Annotated in this window: 12 protein-coding genes and 1 pseudogene; 7 read left to right on the plus strand and 6 right to left on the minus strand. The window is 72.0% G+C overall.

The window, feature by feature from the left end; translation table 11 throughout:
• Positions 1-39: 39 nt before the first annotated feature.
• On the plus strand, positions 40-1,530 hold the full coding sequence (locus ABZ192_RS06760) for an alpha/beta fold hydrolase (protein WP_356923443.1): 1,491 nt from the start codon (positions 40-42) through the stop codon (positions 1,528-1,530).
• Between the two features lie 9 nt (positions 1,531-1,539).
• Here the strand turns inward: ABZ192_RS06760 and ABZ192_RS06765 are convergent, their stop codons facing one another.
• On the minus strand, positions 1,540-2,601 hold the full coding sequence (locus tag ABZ192_RS06765; RefSeq protein ID WP_356923444.1) for an N-acetylmuramoyl-L-alanine amidase: 1,062 nt from the start codon (positions 2,599-2,601) through the stop codon (positions 1,540-1,542).
• A gap of 376 nt (positions 2,602-2,977) precedes the next feature.
• Between ABZ192_RS06765 and ABZ192_RS06770 the strand changes: the two genes are divergently transcribed.
• Positions 2,978-4,705, plus strand: a complete 1,728-nt coding sequence (locus ABZ192_RS06770) for a hypothetical protein (protein ID WP_356923445.1) — start codon at positions 2,978-2,980, stop codon at positions 4,703-4,705.
• A 26-nt stretch (positions 4,706-4,731) separates the two neighbouring features.
• On the opposite strand, the pseudogene ABZ192_RS06775 reads toward ABZ192_RS06770, so the two are convergent.
• A pseudogene (locus tag ABZ192_RS06775) lies at positions 4,732-5,007 on the minus strand (GNAT family N-acetyltransferase); the annotation flags it as partial.
• Between the two features lie 144 nt (positions 5,008-5,151).
• Between ABZ192_RS06775 and ABZ192_RS06780 the strand changes: the two are divergent.
• The 3 genes from ABZ192_RS06780 (at position 5,152) to ABZ192_RS06790 (ending at position 7,885) form a co-directional block, all read left to right on the plus strand.
• Complete coding sequence (locus tag ABZ192_RS06780; protein ID WP_356923446.1) at positions 5,152-5,646, plus strand: NUDIX domain-containing protein; 495 nt, start codon at positions 5,152-5,154, stop codon at positions 5,644-5,646.
• A gap of 155 nt (positions 5,647-5,801) precedes the next feature.
• Positions 5,802-7,514, plus strand: a complete 1,713-nt coding sequence (gene ctaD, locus ABZ192_RS06785; protein WP_356923447.1) for a cytochrome c oxidase subunit I — start codon at positions 5,802-5,804, stop codon at positions 7,512-7,514.
• The gene (locus ABZ192_RS06790) at positions 7,511-7,885 is read left to right on the plus strand and encodes a hypothetical protein (protein ID WP_356923448.1); all 375 of its coding nucleotides are present in this window, start codon (positions 7,511-7,513) and stop codon (positions 7,883-7,885) included. Before ctaD ends, ABZ192_RS06790 begins: the two co-directional genes overlap by 4 nt.
• On the opposite strand, the gene ABZ192_RS06795 is transcribed toward ABZ192_RS06790, so the two are convergent.
• Positions 7,875-9,182, minus strand: coding sequence for a phosphatase PAP2 family protein (locus tag ABZ192_RS06795; protein WP_356923449.1), 1,308 nt, complete (start codon positions 9,180-9,182; stop codon positions 7,875-7,877). The two genes, ABZ192_RS06790 and ABZ192_RS06795, sit on opposite strands and share 11 nt — an antisense overlap.
• Positions 9,183-9,417: 235 nt before the next feature.
• On the opposite strand from ABZ192_RS06795, the gene ABZ192_RS06800 reads away from it, so the two are divergent.
• The gene (locus tag ABZ192_RS06800) at positions 9,418-9,783 is read left to right on the plus strand and encodes a winged helix-turn-helix domain-containing protein (protein ID WP_356923450.1); all 366 of its coding nucleotides are present in this window, start codon (positions 9,418-9,420) and stop codon (positions 9,781-9,783) included.
• Positions 9,784-9,794: 11 nt separating this feature from the next.
• Complete coding sequence (locus tag ABZ192_RS06805; protein WP_356923600.1) at positions 9,795-10,088, plus strand: MMPL family transporter; 294 nt, start codon at positions 9,795-9,797, stop codon at positions 10,086-10,088.
• Positions 10,089-10,128: 40 nt separating this feature from the next.
• Here ABZ192_RS06805 and ABZ192_RS06810 read toward each other — a convergent pair whose 3' ends face one another.
• From ABZ192_RS06810 to ABZ192_RS06820, 3 genes are all read right to left on the minus strand, one after another.
• The gene (locus tag ABZ192_RS06810) at positions 10,129-11,259 is read right to left on the minus strand and encodes an XdhC/CoxI family protein (RefSeq protein WP_356923451.1); all 1,131 of its coding nucleotides are present in this window, start codon (positions 11,257-11,259) and stop codon (positions 10,129-10,131) included.
• A gap of 136 nt (positions 11,260-11,395) precedes the next feature.
• Positions 11,396-13,594 carry a xanthine dehydrogenase family protein molybdopterin-binding subunit gene (locus ABZ192_RS06815; protein ID WP_356923452.1) on the minus strand — a complete coding sequence of 733 codons (2,199 nt, stop codon included), beginning with the start codon at positions 13,592-13,594 and terminating at the stop codon, positions 11,396-11,398.
• Positions 13,591-14,571: a xanthine dehydrogenase family protein subunit M gene (locus ABZ192_RS06820; protein WP_356923453.1), complete on the minus strand. Its 981-nt coding sequence runs from the start codon at positions 14,569-14,571 to the stop codon at positions 13,591-13,593. Before ABZ192_RS06820 ends, ABZ192_RS06815 begins: the two co-directional genes overlap by 4 nt.
• Between the last annotated feature and the right edge of the window lie 2 nt (positions 14,572-14,573).

Here is a 14,573-nt window from a genome sequence, read left to right on the forward strand (position 1 = left end):
ATTGTCACCTGGTTGGGCGAAGATCTTCTGGAGACCCCCTTGACCCGTCCCGCACGCCGCACCGCACTCCTGTGCGCCCTCGCGGCCGCCACCGCCCTGCTCCCCGCCGTCCCGGTCCAGGCGACCGAGCCGCCCTCCCCGCTCCGCTTCACGTCCTGCCCCGACTCCGTCCCCCGGCCGGCCGCACCGGAGCGCGTCGAGTGCGGGCGGCTGAGCGTGCCGCTCGACCGGCACCACCCCTCGGGGCCGCGCATCGAGGTGGCGGTCTCCCGGGTCCGTGCCTCGGGCACGCCCGCCGAGCGGCGCGGCATCCTGCTGGTCAACCCGGGCGGACCCGGCGGTTCGGGGCTCTCCTACGCGGTCACCAAGCGGACCAGACTCCCCGAGAGCGTCCGGCGTGCGTACGACGTCGTCGGCTTCGACCCGCGCGGCGTCGGGCGGAGCACCCCCGTCACATGCGGCCCGATGGGCGGCCTCTTCGACCGTCCGGGCCGCGACCCGGTGCCGGCGGGAGCCGGGGCGGAGCGCACGTACCTGGCATCCCTGCGCGCCCTGGCCGACGACTGCGCCAGGCACGCGGGCCGCCTGCTGCCGTACCTGTCCACCGAACAGACGGCGTACGACATGGACGCGATACGCGCGGCCCTCGGCGAACCGCGGACGAGCTTCCTCGGCGTCTCCTACGGCAGCTACCTCGGCGCCGCCTACACGGCCCGCTTCCCGCACCGCGTCGGCCGGATGGTGCTCGACAGCGTGGTCGGCCCCGGCGACTGGTACGACTTCGACGTGCTCCAGAGCCGCGCCCTGCTGCGGCAGCGCGGCACCTTCTTCGCCCGGACGGCCGCCCACGCCGGGCGCTACGGCCTGGGCGGGACACCGGCCGCGGTACGGGACTCGTATCTGCGCGTACGCCGGGAGCTCGCCGCGCGGCCGGTGGCGGGCTTCGGCCCGGCGGAGTTCGACCGCGCCGTCTACCGCGCCTTGGGCCGCACGGAACGCTGGGCGGGCCTCGCGGACGGGCTGCGCGGCTTCCTGACCGACGGCGACCCGGACGGCCTGCGCCCGGCCGGCGCCTTCGACAGCCCCGACTCCCGCAACTACGAGGCGGCCAACCGCGTCGTCAAGTGCGCCGACGGACCCGCACCCAGCCCGCGGGGCATCGTCGCGGACATCCGCCGCACCCGCCGCCTCGATCCGCAGCCGGTGCTGACGGGCATGGAGGCGAGCACTTGCGCCTACTGGCACCACCGGCCCGGCCACCGCACGCCGCTCGGCAGCCCGGACGCGCCGCCGGCCCTCCTCGTCGCCTCCGCGCACGACCCCGTCACGCCGATCGAAGGCGCCCACCGCCTCCAGCCGCTGCTGCCCGGCTCACGTCTGGTCACCTTGGACGACGACTACTCCCACGGCGTGTTCGCCAGCCGCGGCAACCCGTGCGTGGACGACACCGTGGCGGCCTACCTGGTGCGCGGAGACGTGCCGTCGGCGAACGTCCGCTGCGCGGGCCCCGGGCTGCCGACGGCCGACTAGAGACCGGTCTCAGCTCTCCTTCCACACGAGCACGGTCAGCACCGCGCTCGTGACGGTGACCGGGACGGCGGCCTGGTTCAGCAGCCGTATCCGCATGCTCCGGCCGGACGGGAGCCGCTTCGTCAGGGGCACGACCGCGAAGGTGCCGCCGCCGGTCCCGACGATCTCGTGGATCGGGTGGTCGGCGCGGTGCTGGTCGCCCTGGTACTCCGACATGCGCGCCTGGACGACCGCGCCCGCCGGCAGGCCGTCGATGTGCAGGCTGACGCTGCCGCTGAAACGGGCCGGGCCACGGGCGAAGACACTCCCGCCGGTGGCGTGGTCGCCGGTCTCGTCGGCCCACTCCGTGGCGAACTCGACCGAGTCCCAGGCACCGGGCGCGAGCCGGTAGCCCTTGGAGACTCCGAGGTTGACGTACTGGGGCATGGGGTCCTCTCCTTCCCACAGGCCCGCCGGGAGGGCCAGGGCGTCGGCGACGTCACGGCGGAAGTCGGCCATGTCGAACCCGCGCGGGTCGACCTTCCAGTCGCTCCACTCCAGGTGTCCGATCGCGCTCTTGGGGCCCCAGCCGTGCGCGCGGCAGATCGCGGCGGTGGCCTTGACGATGGCGATGTACTGCGCACTCGGCCACGGGTCCTTGCCGTCGCCCTTGTTCTCGCATTCCCAGCCGTAGAAACGGGCGTTGCCGTCGACCGCGCCGGCCGAGCCGTCGTGCTCGTGCGTCGCCGGCGGGTACGTGCCGTACGACTCGCCGATGACGGCATCGAGCACGTCACCGTCGCCGCCGCCGGCGTGGTTGGCCCGGCCGTTGCCGGTCAGGTGGACGACGCCGTCCTTGGTGATGCATCCGGTGGCGAGCGGACCGGGCAGGGCGCTGTGGCCGTGGTAGATCAGCTCGACGACGGCCGTGCCGGGGCCGGTGACGGTGTGATGAATCATCACCCCGTGCACGGGACCCCACGGGCCCTTGTGGTTGCGGTTGTTGGTGCGCCATCCGCCGACCTCGTGAACGGCGCAGCCCTCGGCCTGCAGCGCGGCGACGAGCCGGGCGGCGGTGAGCGGGGTGGCCATGAGTCAGTCCTCCGTTCCGGCGCGTTGGGGCCGGTCTGAAGACGGTGCTGAAGACAGTGCTGAATGCGGTGCTGAAGGCGGTGCTGAGGGCGGTGCTGAGGGCGGTGCGATCGCTGTGCGGGGCGTGCCCGGCCGGGAGCGGGGTCTGTCTGCGGTGCGGGTGGGTCTGCGGTGCGTTTCCGTCCCCGCCGTGCGGTTCGGCGGATCGTTTCGCCGGAGCTGCCGCGCGGACGTCGCCAGGCCCTCACCATTCTCGCGCCGCTCGCGTCGTCGCTCACCTCGCCGTACGCCACGTCCGCAAAATCGGCGGGATTACGACGCTGCGGCACCAGGAGGGCGGGGGCGCTGTCAGTGGTCCGGCATAGGGTCCGCTGCCATGAGCATCCCCGCCGTCGAGGAGTCCTGGGCCCGGGTCGACGACTGGCTGGCCCGGCACGCTCCCCTCTCCCACGCCGCGCTGCGCCCACCCGCGTCGCAGGCCGGCATCGAGGACGCGGAGCGCGCGCTCGGCGTGCCGTTCCACCCGGATCTGGTGGCCTCGCTGCGGTGCCACGACGGTGTGGAAACCGACGACGGCACAGTTCAGTTGTCGTCCTACGGCCCGCTGTGCGGTGTCGCGGACATCGTGCGGAACACGACCTTCCTGCGGAGCCTCGGGGTGGCCGAGGCCGGGCTGCCCCTGACGCTGGGCATCGGTCGGCGGGCCTCGGACGGCCTGTTCCTCGTCTGCCACCCGGGGCCCCACTACGGACAGGTGGGCCGCCGCTTCGACGACGAGATGGGCTCGTTCGCGCACTGGCCCTCGCTGCGTCATGTTCTGGCCGACCTCGCGGACGCCCTGGAGGGCGGTCGCCCGTTCCTCGACCGCGTCCCCGTGGCCGTGGCCGGAAAGCTGGGGTGGGAGGAGGAGCGGACCGTACCCGCCGAGGCGGTCTCCGCACTGGCGTGGGCCGCCGCGCTCGCCGAGCCGGAGTCGGACCCGCCGGCCCTCCAGCGCCCGGCCTTCCCGGACGCCGCCGGTGGTCCCCCGCCGCCGCCCCGGCAGGAAGGGACGCAGCGGCTCTTCTTCGTCCGCGCCCACCGGCCGCGGCCCGCCCCGCTGCCGGACCAGCCGGACGTCGCGTTCGCCGCCGGTCTGACACCGGCCGAGATGCTGCGCCGGCTCGGCGCGGTCCCCGCCACCGTACGGCCGCGCGACCGCCGGCAGGCCCAGCGGGCGGCGCAGTCCCCGTGGGCCGCGCACCGGCCCCTGGTCCGGGCGGGCGAGGCCGGCGGCTGGGCGTACGCCACGCTGGAGGGCGGCCCCGCGCAGTTCGCCCGGCCGGAGGTGCTGCGCACCCTGTCCGCCGGCACGCGCGTGGCGGTCCTGACCCGGCACGGCCCGGAGGTCGTGCTCACCTTCGCCGAGGACGGCGTGCCGTGTCCTCAGGAGGACACCCGGCGCGTCATGTCACCGCGTGAGGGCAACAGCACCGGCGGACCGGATGCGCGGCGGCTCGGCGTGGACCTCTGGCCCGGCTCGACCGCCGTGTACACCCGCTTCCTGGCCGTACTGCGACAGGACTTCGGCATCGCCTACGACCCGGACGAGGAGGGCCCGGCGGAGCTGACCAGTGCCCTGCTGCTCCCCCTGCTGGACGACCTGCCCAGGGCGGAGGACTGCGGGTTTCCTTCCCAGGTACGGCACTTGGATCTGGCCGGCCTCGTGGAGCGCACACCGGCGCAGCGGCTGCGCGCCGCCATCGCGGTCCAGCTGTCGCGCCTGGCATCGGAGACGCACCTCGACACCTACCCGGAGGTGGCCGAGGCCCTCGACCGGATCCACAGCGGCCTGCCCGTCGCCTGCGACCCGGACGGTCCCCTCGACTCGCGTATGCGCACCCTGGCCGCAGAGGCCCATGCGACCCGGCGGCTCCTGGCGGACGGCGGCAGCGCCCCCGTCACCCCCAAGGACCTCACCGCGTGGGACGCGCGCGCCGATGCGGCCCACGCACTACGCGAGTTCCTCCACCTCCCCCTCCCGGTCGCCGCGGCGACGATCCTCGACCGGCGTGTCTCCCTCCAGTGGCACGAGGAACTCACCACCGACCTGGACAGCGCGTGACGCACAGGGTGTCTCTCAGGACGTACTCAGAGGTCACGGACCCGGGCGTGCAGGTGCGCTTCCAGGGGGAACGCCGGTGGCGCGGCGGCCACGAGCGAGGACAGTACATAACCGCACTTCCGCGCGACGCGGCACGAGGCCGTGTTGTCCGCGTGGTGCAGGAGCTCCAGACGGGTCGGACCGTCGCCGGCGAAGGCGTCGAAGGCCCATCGCGTCAGCGCCTCCAGGGCCCGGGGAGCCACGCCCCGGCCACGCGCGTGCGCCGCGGTCCAGTAGCCGACCTCTGCCGACGAGACGCCGGGCAGGACGTTCTTGTGATGATCCCGTCCATCAGGCGAGAGTACGCGGGCCGGTTCGGCACAAAGGCCGTTCGATACAAGGGCCGTTCGGTACCAAGGCCGTTCGATCTCAGGGCCGTTCGGGCCGGGGCCGGGCATCATGCGGAGATGTCTGATGCCACGGAGCAACCGCTCGCCGTCGATCACCGCGGCAACGCCCTGACCGCCTTCGTGCGCCGGGCGGAGGAACGACCGCCCGGTGACGCGCCCCTGCCGCTCGCCCTGGTGGCCCTCTGCCGCGGTGATCGCGTCCTGATGGTGTTCGACCGCTTCCGGCAGGGCTGGGAGCTGCCCGGCGGACTGATCGAGCCGGGCGAGTCGCCCCGCCAGGGGGCCGTGCGTGAACTGCTGGAGGAAGCGGGGCAGATGCCCGCGGAGCCGCTCCGGTTCGTCGGATACCCGCGCTTCGCACTCGCGCCGGACCAGCGTGTCGAATACGGCGCGCTGTTCTCCGGGTGTTGCGCCGAGGTCGCGGCGTTCGAGCCGAACGAGGAGATCGAGACGATCCGCTGGTGGGACCTGCGCGAGGCCCTGCCGGGGCGCGTGCACGCCCTGGACGCCTGCCTCGCCCGGCTCGCACACGGACTCCACCGCCCCCTGTGACACTTCTCGCGCCTGTGCCCGAGAAACGGGACACCACTCGTTCGCATGGCCTGCTCGGCCGTTCGGCCCAATGAAGCACCACGTCGGACGGCTGTTGCGGAGCAGCGGGACTAGTTTCCGCCGGGTCGGGACACGCACTGCCGATCGAGGAGCTCATGGCGACACTTACCGAACCGGTCGCTCCGGTACCGGCGGCGGAGCGCCGCGGTCCGGGCCAGGTGATCGTCTCCTGGCTGACGACGACGGACCACAAGAAGATCGGGCACCTGTACCTGATCACCTCGTTCGTCTTCTTCCTGATCGCCGGGGCGCTGGCGATGGCCATCCGGACCGAGCTGGCCCGGCCGGGGATCCAGTGGCTGTCCCACGAGCAGTACAACCAGGCGTTCACCATGCACGGCACGATCATGCTGCTGCTGTTCGCGACGCCGACGTTCGCCGGGTTCGCCAACGCGGTGATGCCGTTGCAGATCGGCTCCCCCGACGTGGCGTTCCCGCGGCTGAACATGTTCTCGTACTGGCTGTTCCTCTTCGGCGGCCTGATCGTGCTCGGCAGTCTGCTCACCCCGCAGGGCGCCGCGGACTTCGGCTGGACCGCCTACACCCCGCTGAGCGGCGGGGAGCGCACTCCCCAGGTCGGCGGGGACCTGTGGCTGATGGGTCTGGCCCTGTCCGGGTTCGGCACCATCCTCGGCGCCGTCAACTTCATCACCACGATCATCTGCATGCGCGCCCCCGGCATGACCATGTTCCGCATGCCGATCTTCACCTGGAACGTGCTGCTCACCTCGGTGCTGGTGCTGCTGGCGTTCCCGGTGCTGGCCGCCGCGCTGCTGGTGCTGGAGGCCGACCGGCGTTTTGGGGCGCAGGTGTTCAACGCGGAGAACGGCGGCGCGATCCTCTGGCAGCATCTGTTCTGGTTCTTCGGCCACCCCGAGGTGTACATCCTGGCCCTGCCGTTCTTCGGCGTGATCAGCGAGATCATCCCGGTGTTCGCCCGTAAGCCGATCTTCGGTTACACGGGCCTGATCGGCGCCACGATCGCCATCGCCGGGCTGTCCGTGACGGTGTGGGCGCACCATATGTTCGCCACCGGCGCGGTGTTGCTGCCGTTCTTCTCCTTCATGACGTATCTGATCGCCGTGCCGACGGGGGTGAAGTTCTTCAACTGGATCGGCACCATGTGGAAGGGCTCGCTGTCCTTCGAGGCGCCGATGCTGTGGGCGGCCGGGTTCCTGGTCACGTTCCTCTTCGGCGGCCTGACCGGGGTCATCCTCGGTTCGCCGCCCCTGGACTGGCACGTGACCGACTCCTACTTCGTGGTCGCCCACTTCCACTACGTGCTCTTCGGCACGATCGTGTTCGCGATGTTCGGCGGCTTCAGCTTCTGGTGGCCGAAGATGACCGGCACGATGCTGGACAACCGCATCGAGAAGATCCACTTCTGGACACTGTTCGTCGGCTTCCACACGACGTTCCTGGTGCAGCACTGGCTGGGCGCCGAGGGCATGCCCCGCCGGTACGCCGACTACCTCGCCGCGGACGGCTTCACCTGGCTGAACACCGTCTCGTCGATCGGCGCGTTCCTGCTGGGGCTGTCGACGCTGCCGTTCCTGTACAACGTGTGGAAGACCTCCCAGCTGGGCAAGCGGGTCGAGGTCAACGACCCCTGGGGCTACGGGCGTTCCCTGGAGTGGGCGACCTCGTGTCCGCCCCCGCGGCACAACTTCGTCACCCTGCCGCGGATCCGCTCCGAGTCCCCCGCCTTCGACCTGCACCATCCCGACGTGGCCCAGCTGGACGAGGCGGAGAACACCGGCCGACGCGATGTCGTCGAGCCCGGCGGGCACCAGGGCCGGCGGACGTGAGACGCGGTGGCCGTGAGGTGCCGTACGGCACCCCGCGGCACGCGCTGGCCGACGAGGCCGAGGGCTATCTCCTCGCGCACGTCCATCTCGATCAGGCACGGCGCGAGGCGGAGGAACTCTGCGCGGGGATACCGTGGCTGACCACCGCCCAGGCCGAGGAACTCACCGGCCACTACGTCCGCCGCCGCCTGGACGTCACCCGTCAGCTGCTGCACGCCACGGTCCGGCGGGCCGAGGAGCTGCGGCAGGAGTACGAGAACCGCTACGCCGACCTCCGGCACACCCTGCTGCGCCGCCACGCCGCCTGTGCCTGCGCCCTTTTCGCCTGCGCGGGCACAGTGAGTGCCCTGGCGGTCCTCCTCACCCGCTGACCAGTTCGTGTTCCGGTGCCGGTTGCCGCGCCGGCACGGCCTTCGTCTCCCACTGGCTGGTGGTCCGTACGTAGCCGTAGATCACCGAGGCCATCGCCAGCAGGAGCAGCGGCCCGAACAGCCACGGCCGCGCGGCCATCTCCATCGGCAGATAGCGATAGGACAGCAGCATCGCGGTGAAGACGGTCGCTCCGTAGGTGACGAGCTGGATTCCGGAGCGGTCCCAGCCGCGTTCGAGCGAGCGCAGGGCCGCCTCGATCGTGACCGTGAACACCACGCCGGCCACGAGATCCACGCCGTAGTGGTAGCCGAATCCCAGCGTCGCGGTCAGCGTGGCGATCAGCCAGAACGTGCCCGCGTGGCGCAGCACGCGTGGGCCCCTGCGGGAATGGATGAAGATCGCGACGGCCCACGCCGTGTGCAGGCTGGGCATGCAGTTGCGAGGGGTGATCCCGTCGTAGAGCACTTCGTGCGGGACGACGTCGGTCGGTGGCGGCAGGTCCGGCCACAGGTTGGCCACCGCCCACTCCAGGCCGCCGGTGCCGGAGGCGCCCGGGCCGTAGGCGAAGACCGGGCCGACGACCGGGAAGATCATGTAGATGCCCGGCCCGAGGAGTCCGATGACCAGGAAGGTCCGCACCAGGTGGTGGCGCGGGAAGCGGCGCTCGGCGGCCACGTTGCGCAGCTGGTAGAGCGCGACGACGACGGCGGCCACCGCCAGTTGGCCGTAGACGGTTTCGAGGGCGATGGCACCGGCCTGGCCGGTGGCCTCGACGATCCGGCCCACCAGCCACGACGGGTTGCCCAGTGCGTGGTCGGCGGTCGCCACGTACGGGTCGAGCACCATCGGGCGGGTCTTCGAGGTGATGATCAGCCAGGTGTCACCGGCCTTGCGGCCGGCCACCAGCAGCAGGCCCAGTCCGACACCCTTCAGCAGCAGGACGCGTTCCGGGCCGGTGCGGCGTGTCACCGCGATGACCCCGCAGCCCAGAATCACCCACAAGGCGCCGTTGCCGAAGGGATGGGCGTCCCCCAGCTCGGCGCCGACCGCCCAGCGCACCACCAGGAAGACGGCGTCGATGCCGAGTGCGACGCCGAAGGCGATGAACCGTTGCCGCCGGGGGAGGACCACCATGGTCAGCGCCATGGCGGCGTACAGCAGGAAGCCCGACTTGGGAGCGACGATCACCTCCTGCACCTGGCAGGTGATCGGCCCGGGCACGCCGAGGCGGCGCGCGGCGATCTCCAGCGCGATGAGAAAACCGAGGGCCACCACACCTGCTGTGGCCCACAGCATCGTCCGGGGTCGAGGCCGGGCGGTGAACGTGATTCCGCGTCTTATGCGCGAGAAAATCCGCGTGGTTATAGATATCAATTGTTTTATTCGATTTGTCAGTTGTAAGGAGGTGGATCGTCACATGACCGAACATGCTATCGGAGCGATGCGCCCGCGGTCCGGCAGTCATGAAGATCCCGGGTAACCCTGAGACATCCCCGACACCTCCCCGATCCGTCCCCCATACGCCCCTGAGATGTGTCAGGAATCTTTGACAGGTGACAGCGCACCGACGGGCGACGAGTTGCTGAAGGTGCTGTCCGCGCTCGGCAACCCGCACCGCATGCGGATCGTCGCGGCGCTGCTGGAGAGCCGGAACTACGTCAGCGCGCTGGCACGCGAGATCGGGATCAGCCGCCCGCTGCTGCACATGCACCTCCAGCGGCTGGAAGCGGCCGGACTCGTCGTCGGCACGCTCGAACTCGCGGAGGACGGCAAGGCGATGAAGTACTTCGACGTCACGCCCTTCTTCTACGAGTTGACACCCGCCGTCATCGCCCGGGCGTCCGCGACGCTCAGCGAGGCCGGGAAGACCGAGGCCGAGAAAGAGGAAGCGAAGTGAATGGGGAACAGGTGACGCTCGCCGACAGCGCCGACACCGTGAGCGCGCTGGTCGGGGCCGTGGGCGCGGCCGGGGTCTTCACCGCGGGCCTGCCGCTGGTGACGATGGCCCAGATGGGCGTCCTGGTCGGCATAGGCGTCCTCCTGGACACCTTCCTCGTCCGTACGGTCCTGGTACCCGCCCTCGCCCTCGATCTGGGCCGCTGGTGGTGGCCGGGCGGCCTCTCCCGCGCACGGCCCGCCGCACGGAACGCACCCGGAAGCACTCCGTCGCCCACCCCACAGGATCCGACCCGCGTGGCGTGAGCCCCCGCGTCCGTCCGAGGAGCCGGTCAGCACAGTCGGCCTACGTGCCGCCCGGCACGCCCGGCGGCCGGTGGATCGGCCCGGTGATCCGGGTCAGCGGCCGGCCCGTGCCCTGGTTGGCCCGGGCGATGATCTCCGCGGTGATGGAGACGGCCGTCTCCTCGGGCGTGCGGGCTCCGAGGTCGAGACCGATCGGGGAGCGCAGGCGGGTCACGTGGTCGTCCGTGACGCCCTCCTCGCGCAGCAGCCGCAGGCGCTCGGCGTGGGTGCGCCGGGAGCCCATGGCCCCCACGTAGGCGACGGGCAGGCCGAGTGCCAGGCGCAGCAGGGGGATGTCGAACTTGGCGTCGTGCGTGAGGACGCAGACGGCGGTGCGCTCGTCCACCTCGGTGTGTTCCAGGTAGCGGTGGGGCCAGTCGACCACGACCTCGTCCGCGTGCGGGAAGCGTGCGGTCGTGGCGAAGACGGGGCGGGCGTCGCAGACGGTGACGTGGTAGCCGAGGAAGCGGCCGGCCCGGCTCAGGGCGGCGGCGAAGTCGACGGCGCCGAAGATCAGCAGGCGGGGCCGGGAGGCATGGACGTGGACGAGGACGGACAGCCGTCCGGGGCAGCCGTCCGCCTCCCCGCCGATGTCGGCGCGGGCGGTGCGGCCGGTCCGCAGCAGGGCCCGGGCGTGTTCGGCCACGGCCCGGTTCGCCGGGCCGTCGTCCACCCGTCCATGGGCGGCGTGGTCACCGCCGAGCACGCTCAGTGTGGAGCCGAGGAGGTGTTCCGGGCCGTCCACGACCTGTGCCACGGCGACCGGTCGTCCCTGAGTGATTTCGGAGAGGGCTGTGAGCAGATGTGGCCGGCCCGCGGGGTCGATGCGCTGGACGAAGACGTCGAGTTCGCCGCCGCAGGTCAGGCCGACGGCGAAGGCGTCGTCGTCGGAGTAGCCGAACCAGGCCCGCTGCGGGGCGCCCCGGTCGCGGAGCACCTGTCGGCACAGCTCGTAGACCGCTCCCTCGACGCAGCCGCCGGAGATGCTGCCGACGGCGTTGCCGTCCTCGTCCACCGCGACCGACGTACCGGTCGGCAGCGGGGCGCTGCCGTGCACGCCGACGACGGTGGCGAGGGCGAAGGGGCGGGTCTCGCGGCACCAGCGGTGCAGCGTGTCCGCGATGTTCAGCATGGCGGTCCTCCACAGCGGGACCAGGATCGGAAGGTGAGTGGGCCGCCGCCACGACGCCGGGGACACGTCACGCGGCGGCGGCCCGGAACCGGAACCCGGAGCAGGCCCGGGTCCCGGTCGGCCCGAGGTGCCCCGGTCAGAGCAACACCTCGGCCGTGATGGGTAGTTCGCGGACGCGGCGGCCGGTGGCGTTGAAGACCGCGTTGGCGATGGCGGGCGCCACCCCGATCATCACGAGCTCTCCGAGGCCCTTGACGCCGAGCGGGTCGGCCTCGCGGTCCTCGCCGTCCAGGTAGATCGCCTTGAGGTCGGGGACGTCGGCGTTGACGGGCACGAGGTAGTCGGCGAGGTTGGCGTTGACGATCCGGCCGTCGCGGTGATCGGTGACGGTGTGCTCCAGCAGGGCCGTGCCGATGCCGCCGACCATGCCGCCGAGGGCCTGGCTGTCGGCGAGCTTGGGGCTGATGATGCGGCCCGCGTCGTACACGCCGAGCACCCGCCGTACCCGCACCAGGCCCAAGGTCGCGTCGACGGCCACTTCGGCGAAGGTCGCGTTGTAGCCGTAGAAGGAGTGCCGCTGCGGGCCCGACGGCGGCGCGAAGGAGCCCTCCGCCTCCAGGTGGGTGCGGTCGTTGCGGGTCAGCAGCCGCCGGTAGGTCTCCCCGCGCGTGGGGTCGTTCTTCACGTGCAGCCGGCCGTTGCGCACCACGACGTCGTCGGCCGCCACCCCGTACAGCGGCGACTCGCGGTCCCCGACGGCCAGTCGGATCGCCTGACGGCGGACCTTGTTGCAGGCGTCGAGGGTGGCGGAGCCGACACTGGCCATGGTCATCGAGCCGCCGTGCGGTGGGGTCGGCGGGTAGAGGGAGTCCCCCAGCCGGAAGGTGACCGTGCGCACGGTCAGCCCGAGGGCGTCGGCGGCGACCTGGGTCTGGGAGGTGTACGTCCCCGGGCCCATGTCGGTGGCGGCGGCCTCGACCAGCGCGGTGCCGTCGGCGTCCAGGCGGGCCCGGGCCTGGGCCGGCATGCGCGCGGTGTCGTAGACGCCGGCGGCCATGCCCAGGCCGATCAGCCAGTCCCCCTCACGCGTGGTGCGGGGCTTCGGGTTGCGGCGGTGCCAGCCGAACTCGCGGGCACCGACCGTGTAGCACTCGCGCAGCCGGCGGGTGGAGAACGGCAGCCCGGACGACTCGTCCTCCGCCGGCTCGTTGCGCCGGCGCAGCTCGATCGGGTCGACGCCGAGTTCGTGGGCGAGTTCGTCCATGGCCGACTCGATGACGAAGGAGGCCGTCTGGAAGCCGGGGCCGCGCATGTACAGCGGCGTGGGCAGGTCCAGCGGCACCGTCCGGTACGCCTGGCTCACGTGGGGCATGCTGTAGAGCATCTGCCCGGCCGCCAGGATCGCCTCGGTGAACTTCTCGTACGACGAGGTCTCTGCGTCCAGGTCGTGGACCGCGGCGGTCAGCCGGCCGCGCCGGTCGCTGCCCAGCCGGAGTCGGTAGTCGTAGGAGGGCCGGTAACCGGTGCCGAGGTACATCTGCTTGCGGCTGAGGACCAACTTGACCGGACGCTTCGTCTCGCGGGCGGCCAGCGCGGCGACGACCACGTGCGGCCAGCAGCGCAGTGCCGTCCCGAACCCGCCGCCGACGAACGGTGAGATGACGCGCACCGCGTCCGTCTCCAGGCCGAACACCGCGGCGAGTTCGGCCTGGGTGCCCACCACCCACTGGGTCTTGTCCCAGACGGTGAGCTGGTCGCCGTTCCAGCGGGCGATGGTGGCGTGCGGCTCCATCGGGTTGTGGTGGTTGCGGGCCGTGCGGTAGGTCAGGTCCAGCCGTACGGCCGCCGTGCGCAGGGCCGCTTCGGCGTCGCCGCGCGCGTACCGGGTCGGCTCGTCCGGCTGCGCCTCGGTGAGGTCGGTCGAGGGCCGTTCGGCGTCGTAGTCGACCTCGACCAGGCTCGCACCGTGCTGGGCGGCCTCCAGGGTGGTGGCCACGACGACGGCGACCGGCTGGCCGTGGAAGCGGACGCGGTCGTCCTGGAAGACGCGCAGTCGCCGCCCCTCCGGAGGGTTGTTGGACCCGGGGTTGTCGCGGTACGGCAGCTTCGGCGCGTTGCCGTGGTGGATGACCTTCAGCACGCCCTGCTGGGCTTCGGCCGCGCGGGTGTCGATGCCGGTGATGCGGCCGCGGCCGACTCCGGCGTCGACGATCACGGCGTGCACCGTTCCGTCGACGTCGTGCTCGGCGGCGTACAGGGCCTTGCCCGTGACCTTCAGCCGGCCGTCCACCCGGGACAGCGGCGCGCCCACGGCTGCCTGCGGCTGGGGGCTCACTTGGTACCTCCTACGACGCGCAGCTGGCGTTCGACGGTGCGCTTGAGCAGCTCGACCTTGAACCGGTTGTGCTTGAGCGGGCGTGCCCCGTCCACCGCTTTCGCGGCAGCGGCCGACCACAGGGCCTCCGAGGGACGTTCACCGACGAGGTGCTGCTCGACGGCGGGCAGCTTCCACGGCACGGTGCCCACGCCCCCGGCGGCGACCTTGGCCTCCCGGATCACCCCGCCGCGTACGTGCAGCGCGACGGCCGCCGACGTCAGGGCGAACTCGTACGACTGCCGGTCGCGGACCTTCAGGTAGCCGGACGCGAGCGGGCGCGGAAGAGCCGGTATCTCCACTCCGGTGATCAACTCGCCTTTGCGTAGGGCCTGTTCACGTTGGGGTGTGCTGCCGGGCCGCAACAGGAAGTCGGTGAAGGGGACGTGGCGTGCCCCGTCCGGGCCCAGCAGGTGCACCCGGGCCTCCAGGGCGGCGAAGGCCACGGCCGCGTCGGAGGGGTGGGTGGCCACGCAGGCGTCGGAGGTGCCGAGGATGGCGTGGGTGCGGTTGACGCCGTGCAGGGCGGCGCAACCGGAGCCGGGGTCGCGCTTGTTGCAGTCGGCGGTCACGTCCCGGAAGTACGTGCACCGGGTGCGCTGCATGATGTTGCCGCCGATGGTCGCCATGTTGCGGAGCTGCGCCGACGCGCTCAGCTCCAGCGCCTCGGAGACCACGGGGTACAGCGTGCGCACCTTCTTGTGGGCGGCGGCCTGGGCCATGGTCACCAGGGCGCCGATGCGCAGGCCCCCGCGCTCGGTGACGGTGATGTCGTGCAGCGGAAGACCGCTGATGTCGACGAGGGCCCCGGGGCGTTCGACGGTCTCGCGCATGAGGTCGACCAGGGTGGTGCCCCCGGCGATGTAGCGCCCGCCGCGGCGGCCCGCGTTGAGAGCCTCACGGGTGTCGGACGCCTTGGTGAAGGCAAAGGGATACATCA

Source organism: Streptomyces sp. NPDC006235, assembly GCF_040613735.1.
Lineage (GTDB): Bacteria > Actinomycetota > Actinomycetes > Streptomycetales > Streptomycetaceae > Streptomyces.